Here is a 16,520-nt window from a genome sequence, read left to right as displayed (position 1 = left end):
CAGCGATGAGCGATAACGCGGTGTCGGCTGAAGTTAAGCCCCGCTCAGACCTTTGAGCAGCAAATCAACATTCCCTTCCAGCTCCGCCACCGGGTCCGCCGCATCGGTGCTCAGCACCAGCAGATGACTGCCCGACCCGGCAATCGCCGCTTTCACCGCTTCCGACGGCTGGCGATGATGCAGCACCAGAGCCACGTCATTGTCCTTGAGCGTTGCCGTCAGTTGTTTCAGATCGTCTGGCGTCCACTCGGCGTCCGGACGCGGGTCTTGCCCGATCAGTTCGAGGTTGAGGCTGCCGATCAGGTAACCGAAGTGATCGCTCAGGCTCATCACGCTCAGGTTGTCAGCGCGGGCCAGGCGTTTCTCGCTGTCGGCACTGAGTTTGAGCAAACGTTGTTTCAACGCCGCCAGGTTTGCTTCGATTTTCGGCTTCGCGGCGGGTGCCAGACGTACAAGGTCCGCGGCCATCACGTCGGCCATGCGCCCCATGTTGTTACTCGCCAGCCACGGCTGACTGTTCAGGCCATCGATCTTCAGTTCCGGTTGCACGGCAATCCCGGGCAGGGCGCCATCGACCGGGCGCGCAGCGTCGACTTCAACGATGCGAATGTTGCTGCGACGGGCAATCGGGTACAGCTGATCGTCCGGCCACAGCGAGCGCACGCCGATCACTGCGTCGGCATCGGCCGCCAGTTTGCTCAGTGCCGGTGCGCCACGCCCGGTGAAGTACGCGCTCTGGCGGCTGCCCGGCAGATTTGCCGGGGCGGCGCGTTCCAGCTTGACGTCGGTGCCCTTGAGCAGCACTTCACCCAGGCCATAGGTGATCGGCAAGGACGCCAGGACGCGCAACGGTTTGGCGCTTTCGGTGGCCATCAGCGGCGTGGAAACCACGCCACACAGGGCCATCGCCAGGGTCAGTTTTCGCAATGAAGAGAGCATTTATCCAAGATTCCCTTTCAGGCTGGGGACGACACCGCGCGCGATGGCGGCGAGGGCGAAGGCAATACCGGCAACCAGAATGATCGCGGCGCCGGACGGAATCGGCAGATCGAACACAATCGGCGCGAGAATCCCGCACAGGGTGCTGACGGTGGCAATCAAAACCGAGCACCAGAAAAAACCCTTCAGCGACTGACTGAGCAAACGCGCCGCTGCCGCAGGAATCACCAGCAGCGCACCGACCAGAATCGCGCCGATGACTTTTACTGCCGCAACGGTGATCAGCGTCACCAGAATCACGAACAGGTAATCCAGGGTCTTCACCGCCACGCCGCGCACCGCTGCCAGTTGCGGGTTGAAACTGGCGAGCATGATGCGGTTGTACAGCGGCAGCGCGAGCGCCATGACCAGCGAACCGACGATGGCGAGTACCGCCAGATCATTGCCGTTGACGGTCAGCACCGAGCCGAACAGCACGTTTTCGAGAATGTGCACGTTGATCTTGCCTGCCAGAATCAGCAGCAGGCTTGCGCCCAATGCCAGCGACACCGAGAGGAACACGCCGATCAACGTATCCGGCGCCAGCCCGGTGCGATTGCGCAAGTAGTTGAGCAGAATGCCAAACAACAGGCAGTAGCCGAACAGGCTGCCGTATGGGCCGGTGTAGGGTTCGCCGAGCAGAATGCCGATGGCCACGCCGGTCAGCGCCGCGTGGCCGACCGCTTCGGAGAAAAATGCGAAGCGCTTGACCACCACCAGCGTGCCGAGACCGCCCAGCACCGGGCCGATCAGCAGCCCCGCGAGCAGGGCATTGACTACAAAACCATAGGCCAGCGCTTCCGGCAGGTAACCTGCGGACGCCCAGCCCTGGACCATCAAACGAAAGGCTTCGTAACTCATCAGGCAGCGCTCCGTGGATGGGTCGAAAACAGGGTCAGCAAGCGTTCAGGGGTCAACGCCTGTTGCGGCGCCGCGTCAAACAGCACGCGACGGTTGAGCCCGGTGACGCGGTCGGCCAGACGCCCGACTGCTTCCAGATCGTGCTCGATCCAGAGCACGGTGATGCCGGCGGCGCGCCAGTCGCCGAGCAGCCGCTCGAACACTTGAATCCCGGCTTCATCAAGGGCCGACATCGGTTCATCCAGCACCAGCAGTTGCGGTGCCGGGATCAGGCCCTGTGCGAGCAATACTCGCTGCCGTTCACCACCGGACAACGCGCCCATGCGGCGCTTGCGCTTGTTCTGCATGCCGACCCGTTCCAGTGCGTCGCCGATGGCGCCGGCGTAGTGTTTGCTCAGGCCGAGAAATGCCGGGCGGCGCTGACACATCGCAGCCATGAAATCGTCGACTGTCATCGGCAGGCCACGGTCGAATTCCAGTGCCTGCGGCACATAACCGATGGTGCCGGGCTCGCCGGGCCATTGCAGGCTGAGCTGGCCCTGATGCGGCATCTGCCCGAGCAAGGTTTTGATCAGCGAACTCTTGCCGCCGCCGTTGGGGCCGACCAGCGCGTGTACATGCCCGGGCAATACCTGAAAAGTGACCTTGTCCAGAATCGTCGTGCGACCGAGCGTCAGAGACACTTGCGCAAAATCCAGAGTCGGCCCGCAGACTTGTGGGAGCGAGCCTGCTCGCGACTGCGGTGGGACATTCAATACAGACGTTGGCTGATCCGGCGCTTTCGCGAGCAGGCTCGCTCCCGCCTCGTTCGAAATCGTTTCCTTGGAGGTCATGCGCCCGACTCCTGAATCGCCCGCACCACCGTGTTGAGGTTGCCGGTCATTTCCTTTTCGTACTTGTCGGCGGTGTATTCGCCGTAGGAAATGTGCGACAGCGGGTAGAGCTTCACACCCGACTCACGCTGGATGGTTTCGACGTAAGTGGAGGGGAAATCCATCTCCGAGAAGATCACCTTCACATCCAGTTCGCGCAATTGGTCGATGGTTTTCTTCAACTGGCTCGGACTCGGCTCGATACCGTGGGCGGGTTCGACCACAGCGGTCACTTCCAGGCCGAATTCGCGCAGCAAGTAGTCATAAGCGGCGTGCACCGTGGCAACGCGCAATTCGGCGTTCGGCGCCTCGGTCAGTTTGGCCAGGGCGTCGGCGCGCATCTGCCGCAGGCGTTTGCCATAGGCGCGGGCATTTTGCGTGTAGGCCTTGGCATTGTCCGGGTCGAGCTTGCCCAGTTCACGGGCGATGTTGTTGACCTGGGCAATCGACGCGCTAATCGACAGGAACGTGTGCGGGTTGACCACTTTGCCGGCACCGCGCGCGGCGACACCGGTGGCGGCCAGCAGCGGCACGTTTTCGTTGGCTTCGATGGTCTTGATGTTCGGCGTTTCGCTGGCGGCGATCATGCGGTCGGCGAAGTCGTCATGACCGACACCGTTGAGCACGATCACGTCGAGCCCGCTGATGCGCTTGATGTCTTCGGCGCGAGGCTCGTAGGCGTGCGGATTGAAACCGGCGGGGATCAGCGGCACGACCTCGGCCTTGTCGCCGACGATATTCGCCACGTAGCTGTAATAAGGGTGCAGGGTGATGCCGATGCGCAGGCGTTTGGCCGGATCGGCACTGGCCAGCGGGCTCAGCAGGCAGGCGCACAGGCCTAGCAGGAACAAACGTAGCAACGGACGGCGAGACGATGAAATAGACATGGGCGAGCGGTCTTCTCTCGGATAGGGGCGAGGAATCAATGACGATGTTCGCGGGTGACCCCGGCATCGTATTGCGCGACGATCTGTTTCCAGCCGGCGGCGGACAGGGCGGTGTCAGTCAACTGCGTCGGGGCTTGCACGCCGGTATCGCGGTTGAGCCAGATGTCCGGCGCGGCGCTGTTGTCGGTGCTCAGCAGCATCACGAACGAACCGGCCACGGCGGGCGCCTGGCTGTGGCCGAAATACGCGGTGCCCGCGAGCAGTTGCCATTCATGGCCGCCACGGCTGACCGAGCTGACATCCTGGGCAAACGGCGCAAAGCCTTCGTCTGCGAGATTCTGCGGCGTCGGCAGGGTTGCCTGTTCTTCGCGCAGCAGGCGGATTTCGTCGAGGGTCACCCGCAGATCGGCATAGATGCCTTGCTCGGCGGCGCTGAGGTCGCGGCGGGCGTCGAGCTGGTGGGTGGCCACCGGTTCCGGTTCATGGGACACCCCGCGCCATGCCACCACTGAACCGGCAAGCGCCAGGATCAACAGGCACAGCAGCAGGACGTTGAGGGTTTCATGGCCGGCACCGGCCGGGCGGACGACTTGGTGGGTGGGGGTACTCATGGGGCCTCGATGTCCGCTTGGTCGATTTCCACGACGTGGCCGGGGCCCGCGTCGAACAGCACATAGAATTCGGCACCGGGTTTCTTGAATGTCAGGGTCGAATCGCTGCCGAGTTTGCCCGGCACCAGAATCGTTTCGTCGTAGCCAATCACGTCGAGGGTCACGCCCGGCGCGCCGCTGCCATCGGAGAAACCGCCGGTGCATTTGATCTGTTCGGCGTCAATGGCTTTGCACTCGCACATCGGGTTGTGCGCCAGAGCGCTGGCACTGAAACCGGCGCTCAGCACCAGCAACGCGGCGCTCAGGCACAGGCGGGAAGGTTGAGAGCGGGTCATGGTTTGGCTCCTTGTTGGTTCAGCCAGGCGATGGTCGCGGGGGAGGCCTGGCTCAGGGGAATCGAGGCCTGATGCATGCTGCCGTCCCAGCCTTCCATGGTGATCCACAGTTCGGCATCGGCTTTGGTTTTTTCCGGGATTGGCAATTGCGTGCCCATGCGATACGGCGTGCCAAAGAAGATCACCCCGGCAGCGCGCAGGCTGCGTGGCTTGCCGATGCGCAGGTAAGTGGCCTTGACCGGTTCGACGCAGGCGTCGCACAGGGCGGCGCTGAACGCTTTCAAGTAGCCGGCCGGACCATCGGCGCGCGGCGCTTCATTGCGCAGTTCAGCCAGACGCAGGCTCCACGGGCCGACCTGGATCTCGCCGACTTCTCGCTCGCCAAGTCCGCTGTCGCCGCGAAACAACGCAACGTCGGAAAAATACTTCGGCATGAAGCCCAGCGGGATCAGCAACAGCAGTACGTTTATGTGAAAGCGCCACTTGTGCCAGAACAGGCTCAGTCGCGAAGGCTGTGGGGCGGTGTTGATCTTGCTCACGGGCTGACCTCCGACGTTTCACGGCTGACCGCCGGGTGCGCCTTGAAGCGGTTTTTCTTGTCTTCACGCTTCAGTGCGTTGGCGGTGGCCAGCGCGGTGCGTTTGGTCCAGATCAACAAGCCACTGAGCACCATCATGCTCAGCAGCAGGCCGAAGAAGAACCAGATGAGCTTGATCCACAGCCCCCCGAAATCGCCGGTGTGCAGCGGACGCATGGATTCGGTGACGAACTCCAGTGACGTGCGATCGGACAGCACGCGGGAGGACGCCAGATCACCGTTGAACGGATTGAGCGTTGCGCTCTGGAACATCAAGGGATACCAGCCACGGCCACGGATATCGAGGTGGCTGTAGGCATTGAAGGGCATGTTGATGACGCTGGCCTCGAGCCCGGGAATCTTTTGCTGGGCGATTTCGATCGCGCGATCAAGACTGAGCCTCGCCGGCGGCAGGCCATCGGCGGTCAACGGCACGCTGTCGCGCGCCATGGCCGGGATGATCGCCTCGCTGGAAATCGAAATGTGGTTATCGGACAGCACCGCTTCAATCAGGAACCAGGTGCTGGTGATGGAGATGACCGCGATGAACCAGATCGACCAGATACCGCTCAGACGGTGGAAATCACCCCAGAAAATACGTGCACCGTGCCGAAGGCGCAGGGTCGGGTTGAAAAATCCTTTCCAGAAACGCTTGTACACCACCAGGCCGGTGATCAGCGACGCCAGCAGCGGCAGGCTCAGCGCCGATACCAGGTACCAGCCCCAGCTGTAGCCATTGGTGAACGGCACCAGCCACCAGCCATGCAAGGCACGGGTGAAAGCCTGGAAATTGAATTCCGGCGCCGTACCCTGGATCACGCCCGTGTACGGGTTGACGTAGGTGACCAGCGAGCGCCCGTCGGGGTAGCTGAGGGTGACATCCAGAGCGAAATGCGATTCGTCCGGACGGCTGATGCGTTGAACCAGTGCTTGCGGCTCTGCGGCCTTGATCGCCGTGATGATCTCCTCATAACCGAGGCGTGGCGCATCGTCCGACGGCTGGCTGGCGCGCATTTGCGGATTGGCCAGCCAGACGATTTCCTGGCTGACCACCGCCAGGGTGCCGGTGACGCAGACGATCAGGACAAAGAACCAGATCGGTAACGCGAGCCAGCTATGCACCAGGAACCACAGTTTGGAGCGGGATTTCTTCGACATGATTGCGCGTCTTGTATTCGGTGAAAGGGCACGTGGCTACGGGCTTCGCAGCACGGTATCCCCGAAAAGCCGTTCGTGGCTGTTGCCTACGCGAACGGCCTGCATCTCTATAGGACGGATGAGCACGGCAAATCCCGAAAGGCGATATGAAAGTAAATGTTTCGCAATTCCCCGATGACTCGGTCATGGGCGAGGATCGAAAACTGCTCGAAGCCCAGCGACTGCATCAATTCGACGCCGTGCCGGGTCATTGCAGGTTTTGAATGATTGCGGTGCTGTTCGTCGGCGGGCGGCCACTGTCACCGAAACCGCGCAGGTCGGCAGTGACCACGGTGAAGTGCTCGGCCAGGGGGGGCGGCAATCCTGTGCCAGGGACGGATCTTTTTTCAGGGTTCTTGTTGGAGTCACCCTGAAATTGTCCGGCGTTCGGGGCGGGTTCATGAAGTGTTTGCAGGATCAGTGCCTGCCCCATCGCGGACAAGCCCGCTCCCACGCAGACCTGTAGCGTGACCCCTTTACAGGCCACATCACACATCACTGTGAGAGCGGGCTTGCCCGCGAAGACGCCAGTCCGGACACCGGACAACTCAACCTTGAAACATTTCCATCGCCCGTTGCCTGATCTGCTCTTCAGTCAAATCTTCCTTGCGCGACGCCAGAAACCAAAGATGCCCATACGGGTCCTTCAACGTCCCGCTGCGGTCACCGTAAAACTGATCCTTGACCTCCGACACCGTGGTTGCCCCGGCATCCAGTGCACGTTGAAACGATTTGTCGACATCGGTCACATACAGATGCAAACCGACCGACACCGCGGTGCCTGGGCTGCTCAGCGGTCCCTGATCGCAAGGCGAACCGAGCATGATCGCGCTGTCACCAATGCGCAGCTCCGCATGGCCGATGCCGCCGTCGGGCATGGACAGGCGCATGACTTCAGTCGCACCAAAAGCCTTTTTGTAGAAGTCGATGGCCTCGGCGGCCTTCTGGATACCGAGATACGGGGTAATGCTGTGATACCCCTCGGGAATGGGTTTGACGCTCATGACGTTCTCCCTGTTTGTTGTTCTGTGATGAGTGCTCCACTGGCGGTGGAAGATTGACTATAGAACTGTCCAGGCAGGCAGGATTTTCCCCCGACGAGCAGTCATTGCTTGAGAAAATGCGCCCCTGGTCCCTGTTCACCCAGCACATCGCCCTGATTACGCAGCGGGCAGGCCTCCATCGACAGGCAACCGCAGCCAATGCATCCGTTGAGCCGGTCGCGCAGCAAGGTCAATTGCGCGATGCGCTCATCCAGTTCTCGGCGCCATTGCTCGGACAGAATCTTCCAGTCCGCCGCCGACGGTGCGCGATCCTGCGGCAGTATTCTCAGCGCCTCGCCAATCTCGGCCAAGGGAATTCCCAGACGCTGCGCGACTTTGATCAACGCCACTCGGCGCAGCACTTCGCGCGGGTAGCGCCGTTGATTACCGGCATTGCGCTGGCTCTTGATCAAGCCCTTGGACTCGTAGAAGTGCAGGGCGGTGACGGCCACCCCGCTGCGTGCGGCGACCTCGCCGACGGTGAGCTGCTTGTGCAGTTGTTCCTTGCTGATCATTGCAAAAATGCTCTTGACCTTGACTTAACTAGAGGTTTTACCCTGCAGGCCTTCGACTCGCAAGGCTCGTCTGACGATGAGTGGGGGCTTTCCATGAACAACCGCAGCTTTACGCAATTGATCGAATTTGAAATCGAACCACGCCAGCAACCGGCACTGGTCTCGGCACTGGTGGTGCAGACTGAACAGTTGGCCCAACGCTATGCCGGATTCGTCAGCGCCAGCGTGCAGGCCAGCGACGATGGCCGGCGGGTGCTGAGTTTTCTGCAATGGCAGAGCCGCGAGGCGGGGGAGGCGGCATTCCGCCGTTTTGAGACTGGTGAAGAAAATTTTTGGCAATTGATCCACGCTCATCAGGCGAAGACCATCACCTTCAATTCGTTTCAGGTGCTGAGCAGCATCGCCCGTAGTCATGACGATGCGTTGCACTGCCATCTGTTTGGCTAGATCTCGTTTCGCCAAACCGCCCGGTGAGCCTGGTCATCCTCCGGCCGGCCAGGCCCGGATATATGTGCGCAAATCTTGATAGCCACTATTGAACGCGTTGATTTCTGCACGAGCGCGGCGGGGCGTAGCCTTTCCCCATCGACCCCACATTGCTCGCCAGGACGCTCCCATGAATCATTTACTGACTGTTTCGCTGATGCTCGCTGTTTCCGTACTCGCCGGTTGTGCCGGCCATGTGTCTCCGGAGCTGCGCCCCTACAGTGCCGAAGAATCCCGCGAACTGGCGATGGAGGCGTTGAATCGCAGCGGTTTGTCTTTCGACGAGTACCACGCGAAGAAAGCCCGGTTGCTCGGCCAGCCACAGAAGACATTCGGTTTCGACAAGCAAGGTGAAATGAGCGCCGAACGTGCCGTACAGCTGCACGGTCGTCCTAGCTGAAATAAAACTGTACTGGTTGAAGTTTTACTCAACTGTCCGTGGGTTTGTCGGGCGGCGTGGGATAGGGTCAACACCTGAATGACCTGATGGATAGCCTCCCATGACCCTCTCGCTGGACCTGCTGCTGGGCTTTGCCCTGTTTGCCCTCGTTACCTCGATCACACCGGGGCCGAACAACACCATGTTGCTGGCATCGGGCGTGAACTTCGGTTTTAACCGCACCATTGCGCATATGCTCGGTATCACCTGCGGCTTCTTCGTCCTGGTGATGGCGGTAGGGTTTGGCCTGGGCGCGGTGTTCCAGACGTATCCAATCCTCTATACGGTTCTGCGTTATGTCGGCGCGGCGTATCTGCTCTATCTGGCGTGGAAAATTGCCCACTCCGGGCCTGTCGGCGACAACGTTGAAGGCGAGGCCAAACCGATCAGCTTTCTGGGCGCTGCGGCGTTTCAGTGGGTCAATCCGAAAGCGTGGATCATGGCCATCGGCGCCATCAGCACTTACACGCCGATGCAGGGTTACTTCACCAATGTCGTGGTGATTGCGGCAGTGTTCGCCATCATCAACCTGCCGAGCGTCGGTGTCTGGGCGGCGTGCGGCACTCTGTTGCGCAACGTGCTGAAGGATCGCCGCTGGCTGCGCGTATTCAATTGGGGCATGGCTGCGCTACTGGTGCTGTCGCTGTACCCGTTACTTCTCGAAAGCTTTAGCTGACGCATTGCTTCAACCGCCGCCCCGATGCCTGTTAAGCTCGACTTTCAGGAGCGTTCCTACGCACTTTTAACGAAGTTGTTCTTCTTTAACGGCATCCGATCAGGTATTGATGACGCTCTCGAACCGGCACGCAGCTCACAAGGCTGCGTTGTGCCGTTTGCGGACACGAGCTTCCTGATCCCGGAACACGCTCTGCGAGTCTTTTATGAACACACGTCCGTTGTATTTCGATTACGCCGCCACCACCCCGGTAGACGAGCGGGTGATCCAGGTGATGATCGAGTGTCTTGGGTTCCACGGTAATTTCGGCAACCCGGCTTCCAGCTCCCACGCCTTCGGCCAGCAGGCCCGGCACACGGTCGAGCAGGCCCGGCGGCAAGTTGCCGAACTGGTCGGCGCGCAAGCCGGGCAAATCGTCTGGACCTCCGGTGCCACCGAGTCCAACAACCTCGCCCTCAAAGGCGTGGCGCAGGGGCGCGGCGTGCCCGGCGGGCATATCATCACCAGTCAGATCGAACACAAGGCCATCCTCGATACCGCCCGGCAATTGCAGGACGCCGGCACCGCCGTGACCTATCTGGTGCCGGACGCTGACGGGCTGATCACGCCGCAGGCGGTCAGTGAAGCCATGCGCGAGGATACGTTTCTGGTGTCGTTGATGCTGGTCAACAACGAACTCGGCACGGTCAACGATATTCAGGCGATTGGCGACGTCGTGCGCAATCGCAGGGCGCTGTTTCACGTCGATGCGGCGCAGGGCGCCGGCAAAGTGGCAATCGATCTGGCGCAATTGCCGGTCGATCTGATGTCGTTCTCGGCACACAAACTCTACGGCCCCAAGGGCATCGGCGCGTTGTATGTCGGCCCAGGGGCACAGCAGCGTTTGCAGGCGCAAATTCACGGCGGCGGTCATGAAGGTGGTTTGCGCTCCGGGACATTGGCGACGCACCAGATTGCCGGGATGGGCGCAGCGTTCGCCTTGGCGGCTGCTGCGTTTGATGACGAGAAGGGTTCGATTGTCGCGTTGCGCGAGCGTCTGCTCGAACAACTGTTGAGCCTGCCGGGCGTGCGCCTGAATGGCAGCGTCAGTCAACGCATTCCGCACACCTTGAGCCTGACCTTCAGCGAAGGCGAATTCAACAGCGCCGCGTTGAGCCATTCGATCGCGTTTTCCGCGACCTCAGCCTGTAATTCCGCAAGCAACGCACCGTCTCACGTGCTCCTGGCCTTGGGTCACGATGCACATTTGGCGGGTCGCACCATTCGCCTGAGCCTCGGCCGCTTCACCACCGCCGAAGATATCGACAAGGCTTGCGAACTGATCAAGACCGCCTGCGCCAGTGCTCCGGCATTCTGGGCGACAGGGCTTTAAACGAGCCGGACTTAACGGCCACGAACAATAACGAAGAAGTGATTTGCAGGAGACATGATGAGTAACCAGACCTTGACCGAAGGATCGGTGCCCCAGCGCCTGGCGCAGACCCGTGAAGTGATGCGCCGCGAAGGCATTCACGCGTTGCTGGTGCCGTCCGCAGACCCACACTTGTCGGAATATTTGCCGGGCTACTGGCAGGGTCGGCAATGGTTGTCGGGTTTCCACGGTTCGGTCGGCACTTTGATTGTCACCACTGATTTCGCCGGTATCTGGGCTGACAGTCGTTACTGGGAACAGGCGACCAAGGAGCTCAAGGGCAGCGGCATCGAACTGGTCAAGCTGCAACCGGGCCAGCCGAGCCCGCTGGATTGGCTGGCCGAGCAGACACCGGAAGGTGGCGTAGTGGCGGTCGACGGTGCCGTGATGGCCGTGGCCTCGGCGCGCACCCTGAGCAGCAAGCTTGAAGCGCGCGGCGCCCGTCTGCGCACCGATATCGATCTGTTGCAGGAAGTCTGGCGTGATCGCCCGGGTCTGCCGAATGCACCGATCTATCAGCATCTGCCGCCGCAAGCCACCGTCAGCCGTGGCGAGAAACTCGCCAGGCTGCGCGACACCTTGCAGGAACGCGGCGCTGACTGGCACTTCATCGCCACCCTCGACGATATCGCCTGGTTGTTTAACCTGCGTGGCGGCGACGTCTCGTTCAACCCGGTGTTTGTTTCGTTTGCGTTGATCAGTCAACAGCAAGCCACGCTGTTCGTGGCGCTGAGCAAGGTCGATGCCGACTTGCGTTCCGTGCTGGAGAAGGACGGCGTGACGCTGCGTGACTACAGCGAAGTCGCCGATGCTTTGCGCACCGTGCCGAGTGGCGCGAGCCTGCTGGTCGACCCTGCGCGGGTGACCAGCGGTTTGCTCGACAACCTCGACAGCGGTGTGAAACTGGTCGAAGGCCTCAATCCGACCACATTGGCCAAATCGCAGAAAAGTGAGGCCGACGCGCAGCACATCCGCAAAGCGATGGAGCAGGATGGCGCGGCGTTGTGCGAGTTTTTCGCCTGGCTGGAATCGGCCTGGGGGCGCGAGCGCATCACCGAGCTGACCATCGACGAGAAACTCACCGCTGCCCGCGAGCGTCGACCGGACTATGTGTCGCTGAGTTTCAACACCATTGCCGCGTTCAATGCCAATGGCGCGATGCCGCATTACCACGCTACCGAAGAAGAACATGCGGTGATCGAAGGCGACGGTCTGTTGCTGATCGACTCCGGTGGTCAGTACCTGGGCGGCACCACGGACATCACGCGCATGGTCCCGGTCGGTACGCCGACGCAAGAGCAGAAACACGATTGCACCCGCGTGTTGAAAGGCGTGATCGCGCTGTCGCGGGCGCAGTTTCCAAAAGGCATTCTGTCGCCGCTGCTCGACGCCATCGCTCGCGCGCCGATCTGGGCCGAGAATGTCGATTACGGCCACGGCACCGGGCATGGCGTGGGGTATTTCCTCAACGTTCACGAGGGCCCGCAAGTGATCGCCTACCAGGCTGCGCCAGCACCGCAAACGGCCATGCAGGCAGGGATGATCACCTCTATCGAACCGGGCACTTACCGTCCGGGCCGTTGGGGGGTGCGCATCGAAAACCTGGCAATGAACCGTGAGGCCGGCAGCAGTGAGTTTGGCGAGTTTCTCAAGTTCGAAACCCTGACCCTGTGCCCGATCGACACGCGCTGCCTTGTGCCGTCGCTGTTGAGTGAGGAAGAGAAGCAGTGGTTCAACGCTTACCACGCTGAAGTGCGCGAGCGTCTGAGCCCGTTGCTTGAAGGTGACGCGCTGAAATGGCTTGAGACGCGTACAGCGGCCATCTGATCTGAAGCCGCCCCTGAATGGCTCAGTTGTACAGCCATTCAGGGCGAGGGGATCGAGTTTTAGCGCAATGCTTGCTCGACGAAATCGAGTCGATCCTGACCGAAGAACAATTGCCCTTCGACAAACATGCTCGGTGCGCCGAAAACGCCGCGTTTAACGGCCTTTTCGGTGTTTTCCTTGAGTTTGGCTTTGACGACCTCGTCATTGCTCAGCGCCAATACTTCATTCGGGTCAAAACCCTGCTCGATCAACACGGCGGCGACCGTGGCTGGCTCATCAAGAGGGCGACCGTCGACCCACAGCGCCTTGAACAGGCAATCGATAAACCGCTGGAACCGCTCAGGGTGATGCAATTGCATACCGGTGACAGCGCGCATCAGCATCAGTGTGTTGATCGGAAAGTGCGGGTTGAACTTCAGGGGGACGCCATAGCGTTTGGCGTAGCGGTCCAGATCCTGAAACATGTAGCGGCCCTTGGCCGGGATCATCGCCGGTGATGCGTTGCCGGTTGCCTTGAACACGCCACCGAGCAACATCGGAATGTAGATCAGTTCGCTGCCGGTCTCGGCGCAGATGTCTGGCAACTGGGTGTACGCCAGGTAGGTTGCGGGGCTGCCCAGGTCAAAGTAGAACTCGACGGTTTTGCTCATGCTCGCGCCTCACTGTTTATTGTGATGGGAAGGGGCTTACCAGCGTTCGTTCCACGGGCGCAGATCGAGTTCAAAGGTCCATGCGTCCCTTGGCTGGCTGTGCAGATACCAATAGTTTTCGGCGATGTGCTCGGGATTGAGAATCCCGTCCTGATCTTTGCTGGCGTACTTCTCGGGAAAAGTGGTGCGAATGAAGTCTGTGTCGATGGCGCCATCAACCACGACATGGGCGACGTGGATATTCATTGGCCCAAGCTCGCGGGCCATGCTTTGTGCCAGGGCGCGGATGCCGTGTTTGGCGCCGGCGAATGCGGCAAACCCCGATGCGCCGCGCAGGCCGGCCGTGGCCCCGGTGAACAGAATGGTCCCGCGCTGTCGGGTAACCATGCGCTTGGCCACTTCGCGGGCATTGAGAAAACCCGAGAAGCAGGCCATTTCCCAGATCTTGAAATATTTGCGCGCGGTTTCTTCAAGGATGCTGCAGGGCACGTTGGCACCGATGTTGAAGACGAACGCCTCAATCGGGCCGACGCGTGTTTCGATATCTTCAATCAGAGCTATGACGTCTTCTTCCTTGCGCGCATCGCAAGCAAACCCGTGGGCCTCGCCACCTTGAGCATTGATTGCATCCACAAGCGGCTGCAGTTTGTCGGCGCTGCGTCGGGTGACGCAGGCGGTAAACCCTTCGCTGGCGAAACGTTTGGCAATGGCGCCACCCGTTGCATCGCCAGCACCTACCACCAGTACGACCTTATTGTTATTCATGGGTGACACCCTTTAGTGAACGATCGTTTAGTTAACGAACGTTATGCTAGGATTTCCAGCACGTCAAGGCAGTCAATCAAGGGGTATCCGTATGCGTTATTCGGCCGGCCACAAGCTGGAGACTCGTGAGCGATTGCTGCAGAGCAGTTCTCTGTCGGCCAAGAAATTCGGGTTCTCGACGGTCGGGGTGGATGGTCTGATGAAGTCCATAGGCCTGAGTGGTGCCGCGTTCTACAGCCACTTTTCTTCAAAGGACGCGCTGTTTTCTGCCATCGTCGAACGTGAGCTTTGCCAGAGTCTGGAGCGACTCGGCGGGCAAGGAAGTGAGGATCGTGAGCGACTGCAGCGCTGCCTCAAACAGTATTTGAGCATGGCCCATGTCGAGCAACCGGAATCCGGGTGTGCCTTGCCGACGCTGGGCGCGGAGATTGCCCGTTCGGATGTTGTGGTGCGTGAGCAGGCGCAAGTCTGGATCTGTCGCCTTCAACAGAGCTGGGCGCAGATACTCGACAGCGAAAGCCTGGCGTGGGCGATACTTTCCCAGTGCGTGGGAGCTCTGGTGGTGGCGCGGATGCTGGCTACGCCGGACGTCCAGCGCACGGTCTTGAAATCCAGTCGTGAGGAGATTGCGCGACAGCTCGCCGTTACGCGAGCCGAATAGCGCGCAGACTACTTGCAGATGACAATCATGCTGCGGCTGGTATAGCCGGCGGGGTTCAGTCCAAACGGATAATCACCTGGCTCCTCGACGCTGTCCCCGGATTTGGCAATGACTTTGTAACCCTTGGGTGCGCACGAATTGGCGGCTCGGGTGTAGCACTTGTCCCAAGAGGACGAGAGGCCTGAACAGTTGATATGCAACCCCTTTTTACCGCGTTTGACCTGGGTTTCGGAGGTCGCAGCACAGCCCGCGATCGCCAGTACGGCGATCAGTATCAAAATTCGTTTCATTACCGTCCTTAATTGCCGCCTCGAGTCTGATGCTCGGGTCTGCCTGTTTCACTCGCGCTTGAAGCGTGCTGATATCCCTTTGCGAAAATTCCATACGTGGCGATAGGTTGCGGGGTCTAAACATGGCCTAAATCAGAACCAATTGCCAGACCCTCGTCGCATCCTGACTCAATCCGCCGCAATGGCGGGCTTGGCCGCGCTGCCCATCGTCATGGTTGCCCCGACGGAAGCCAGAATAATGCACATGATCGCCAACCATTGTGACAGCGAGAGGTATTCCTGCAGGAAAAGCAGACCCGACAATGCGCCAAATGCCGGTTCGATGCTCATCAGTGTGCCAAACGTGCGGGCAGGCATGCGGGTGAGGGCGACCATTTCAAGGGTATAGGGCAGGGCGGTGGACAGAATCGCGACGCCAATGGCGATTGGAATGAGTGTAGGGGTCAACAATGCTGCGCCGGCATGAACAATGCCGATGGGGGCTACGAACAGGGCGGCGATCATCACGCCCAGAGCCGCAGTTGTCACACCGTTGTCAGCACCCGCCTTCTGCCCGAACAAAATGTACAACGCCCAGCAGGCACCAGCGCCGAGTGCATAGCCGGCGCCCACCAGATCGATCCCGGCAGTCGTAGCGCCCGTGGGAATCAGCAACATCAGGCCGGCTGCGGCCAAGGCAATCCAGAGGAAGTCGATGGCGCGACGGGATGAATAGATAGCGACGGCCAATGGCCCGGTAAACTCCAGAGCCACGGCGATTCCCAGAGGAACGGTACGCAGTGACATATAAAAGAGGAAATTCATCCCGCCCAGCGCCATTCCGTAAACGATTACGGTGCGCAGTGACTTCGCTGTCAGTCTGGCGCGCCACGGACGCAATATAAGCAGCATGATCACGCTGGCGAAGATTAGCCGCAGGGTAGTCGTTCCTTGAGCGCCGACAATAGGGAACATGCTTTTCGCAAGAGAGGCCCCTGATTGAATGGACGCCATGGCGATTAAAAGCAGGCCAACCGGAAACAGCATGGAGGCGAGAGAGCGGGGTTGGTCATTCATTGCGGGGCATCGTCCAGGGTAAAAACAGCGTATTGTTGTTGGTGTTGAGCAATATACTGCGCATAAGCTTGGGTGGCGTCTATATATAGGCGGCTTTTTCTATTGGTTTTCAGGTATACGGAAAAAAGGGTTGACGGCAGATTTCAGATGTCTATAATTCGCCCCACTTCCGGCGCAGTCGAAACGGAAAACTCCTTGAGATTCAATGAGTTATGTAGGTTTCGGCAGCAGGTTGCTTCAGTTCATCGAAGTCGAGAGGAAGTTGAAAAAGAGGTGTTGACAGCAGCGTGTAACGCTGTAGAATTCGCCTCCCGCTGACGAGAGATCGGAAGCGCAAGTGGTTGAAGTTGTTGAAGAATTCTTCGAAAACTTCTGAAAATAAT

At 60.1% G+C, this 16,520-nt stretch carries 20 protein-coding genes and 2 pseudogenes; 6 read left to right on the top strand and 16 right to left on the bottom strand.

Annotated features, from left to right (window positions below):
• Positions 1-33: 33 nt before the first annotated feature.
• The 11 genes and pseudogenes from AACY19_RS24895 to soxR all read right to left on the bottom strand — a co-directional run bounded on the left by AACY19_RS24895 (position 34) and on the right by soxR (position 7,876).
• On the bottom strand, positions 34-939 hold the full coding sequence (locus tag AACY19_RS24895; protein WP_339454222.1) for a metal ABC transporter substrate-binding protein: 906 nt from the start codon (positions 937-939) through the stop codon (positions 34-36).
• The gene (locus tag AACY19_RS24890; RefSeq protein ID WP_339454221.1) at positions 940-1,839 is read right to left on the bottom strand and encodes a metal ABC transporter permease; all 900 of its coding nucleotides are present in this window, start codon (positions 1,837-1,839) and stop codon (positions 940-942) included.
• Positions 1,839-2,595, bottom strand: a pseudogene (locus AACY19_RS24885) (metal ABC transporter ATP-binding protein). The gene AACY19_RS24890 and the pseudogene AACY19_RS24885 overlap by 1 nt, the downstream one beginning before the upstream one ends.
• 73 nt (positions 2,596-2,668) lie before the next feature.
• Entirely contained in the window at positions 2,669-3,598 is a 930-nt protein-coding gene (locus AACY19_RS24880; RefSeq protein ID WP_339454219.1) for a metal ABC transporter substrate-binding protein, read from the bottom strand.
• A gap of 35 nt (positions 3,599-3,633) precedes the next feature.
• Positions 3,634-4,209, bottom strand: a complete 576-nt coding sequence (locus AACY19_RS24875; RefSeq protein WP_339454218.1) for a DUF6162 family protein — start codon at positions 4,207-4,209, stop codon at positions 3,634-3,636.
• Positions 4,206-4,544 carry a hypothetical protein gene (locus AACY19_RS24870; RefSeq protein WP_339454217.1) on the bottom strand — a complete coding sequence of 113 codons (339 nt, stop codon included), beginning with the start codon at positions 4,542-4,544 and terminating at the stop codon, positions 4,206-4,208. The genes AACY19_RS24875 and AACY19_RS24870 overlap by 4 nt, the downstream gene beginning before the upstream one ends.
• Positions 4,541-5,083 carry a thiamine pyrophosphate-binding protein gene (locus AACY19_RS24865; protein ID WP_339454216.1) on the bottom strand — a complete coding sequence of 181 codons (543 nt, stop codon included), beginning with the start codon at positions 5,081-5,083 and terminating at the stop codon, positions 4,541-4,543. Before AACY19_RS24865 ends, AACY19_RS24870 begins: the two co-directional genes overlap by 4 nt.
• A complete protein-coding gene (locus AACY19_RS24860; protein WP_339454215.1) occupies positions 5,080-6,279 on the bottom strand; it encodes a PepSY-associated TM helix domain-containing protein in 1,200 nt (399 codons plus the stop codon). Before AACY19_RS24860 ends, AACY19_RS24865 begins: the two co-directional genes overlap by 4 nt.
• Before the next feature lie 179 nt (positions 6,280-6,458).
• A pseudogene (locus AACY19_RS24855) lies at positions 6,459-6,650 on the bottom strand (alpha/beta fold hydrolase); the annotation flags it as partial.
• 216 nt (positions 6,651-6,866) lie between these two features.
• Positions 6,867-7,322, bottom strand: a complete 456-nt coding sequence (locus AACY19_RS24850) for a VOC family protein (protein ID WP_339454214.1) — start codon at positions 7,320-7,322, stop codon at positions 6,867-6,869.
• A 101-nt stretch (positions 7,323-7,423) separates the two neighbouring features.
• On the bottom strand, positions 7,424-7,876 hold the full coding sequence (soxR, locus tag AACY19_RS24845; RefSeq protein WP_339454213.1) for a redox-sensitive transcriptional activator SoxR: 453 nt from the start codon (positions 7,874-7,876) through the stop codon (positions 7,424-7,426).
• 93 nt (positions 7,877-7,969) lie between these two features.
• Here soxR and AACY19_RS24840 point away from each other — a divergent pair, with 93 nt between their 5' ends.
• The 5 genes from AACY19_RS24840 to AACY19_RS24820 all read left to right on the top strand — a co-directional run bounded on the left by AACY19_RS24840 (position 7,970) and on the right by AACY19_RS24820 (position 12,715).
• Positions 7,970-8,323, top strand: coding sequence for an antibiotic biosynthesis monooxygenase (locus AACY19_RS24840; RefSeq protein ID WP_339454212.1), 354 nt, complete (start codon positions 7,970-7,972; stop codon positions 8,321-8,323).
• Positions 8,324-8,492: 169 nt separating this feature from the next.
• Entirely contained in the window at positions 8,493-8,762 is a 270-nt protein-coding gene (locus AACY19_RS24835; protein WP_339454211.1) for a hypothetical protein, read from the top strand.
• A 100-nt stretch (positions 8,763-8,862) separates the two neighbouring features.
• Positions 8,863-9,477 (top strand): LysE family translocator, encoded by a 615-nt coding sequence (locus AACY19_RS24830; protein ID WP_339454210.1) that lies wholly within the window; start codon positions 8,863-8,865, stop codon positions 9,475-9,477.
• Positions 9,478-9,682: 205 nt separating this feature from the next.
• Complete coding sequence (locus tag AACY19_RS24825; protein ID WP_339454209.1) at positions 9,683-10,849, top strand: aminotransferase class V-fold PLP-dependent enzyme; 1,167 nt, start codon at positions 9,683-9,685, stop codon at positions 10,847-10,849.
• Positions 10,850-10,906: 57 nt separating this feature from the next.
• On the top strand, positions 10,907-12,715 hold the full coding sequence (locus tag AACY19_RS24820; RefSeq protein ID WP_339454208.1) for an aminopeptidase P family protein: 1,809 nt from the start codon (positions 10,907-10,909) through the stop codon (positions 12,713-12,715).
• A gap of 59 nt (positions 12,716-12,774) precedes the next feature.
• On the opposite strand, the gene AACY19_RS24815 is transcribed toward AACY19_RS24820, so the two are convergent.
• Positions 12,775-13,365 carry a 2-hydroxychromene-2-carboxylate isomerase gene (locus tag AACY19_RS24815; protein WP_339454207.1) on the bottom strand — a complete coding sequence of 197 codons (591 nt, stop codon included), beginning with the start codon at positions 13,363-13,365 and terminating at the stop codon, positions 12,775-12,777.
• A gap of 36 nt (positions 13,366-13,401) precedes the next feature.
• Positions 13,402-14,130 (bottom strand): SDR family oxidoreductase, encoded by a 729-nt coding sequence (locus AACY19_RS24810; RefSeq protein WP_339454206.1) that lies wholly within the window; start codon positions 14,128-14,130, stop codon positions 13,402-13,404.
• Between the two features lie 91 nt (positions 14,131-14,221).
• Here AACY19_RS24810 and AACY19_RS24805 point away from each other — a divergent pair, with 91 nt between their 5' ends.
• Positions 14,222-14,791, top strand: coding sequence for a TetR/AcrR family transcriptional regulator (locus AACY19_RS24805; RefSeq protein ID WP_339454205.1), 570 nt, complete (start codon positions 14,222-14,224; stop codon positions 14,789-14,791).
• 8 nt (positions 14,792-14,799) lie between these two features.
• Here AACY19_RS24805 and AACY19_RS24800 read toward each other — a convergent pair whose 3' ends face one another.
• The 3 genes from AACY19_RS24800 to AACY19_RS24790 all read right to left on the bottom strand — a co-directional run.
• Complete coding sequence (locus tag AACY19_RS24800) at positions 14,800-15,081, bottom strand: hypothetical protein (RefSeq protein ID WP_339454204.1); 282 nt, start codon at positions 15,079-15,081, stop codon at positions 14,800-14,802.
• A gap of 168 nt (positions 15,082-15,249) precedes the next feature.
• On the bottom strand, positions 15,250-16,137 hold the full coding sequence (rhtA, locus tag AACY19_RS24795; RefSeq protein WP_339454203.1) for a threonine/homoserine exporter RhtA: 888 nt from the start codon (positions 16,135-16,137) through the stop codon (positions 15,250-15,252).
• A gap of 202 nt (positions 16,138-16,339) precedes the next feature.
• Positions 16,340-16,520 (bottom strand): hypothetical protein (locus AACY19_RS24790; protein ID WP_339454202.1); only part of this gene is annotated, 181 nt, incomplete at its 5' end.

Source organism: Pseudomonas sp. EA_5y_Pfl2_R50, assembly GCF_963970475.1.
Lineage (GTDB): Bacteria > Pseudomonadota > Gammaproteobacteria > Pseudomonadales > Pseudomonadaceae > Aquipseudomonas.
Note: the sequence above shows the minus strand (reverse complement) of the source record. Positions and strands in the feature narration are given on the sequence as shown.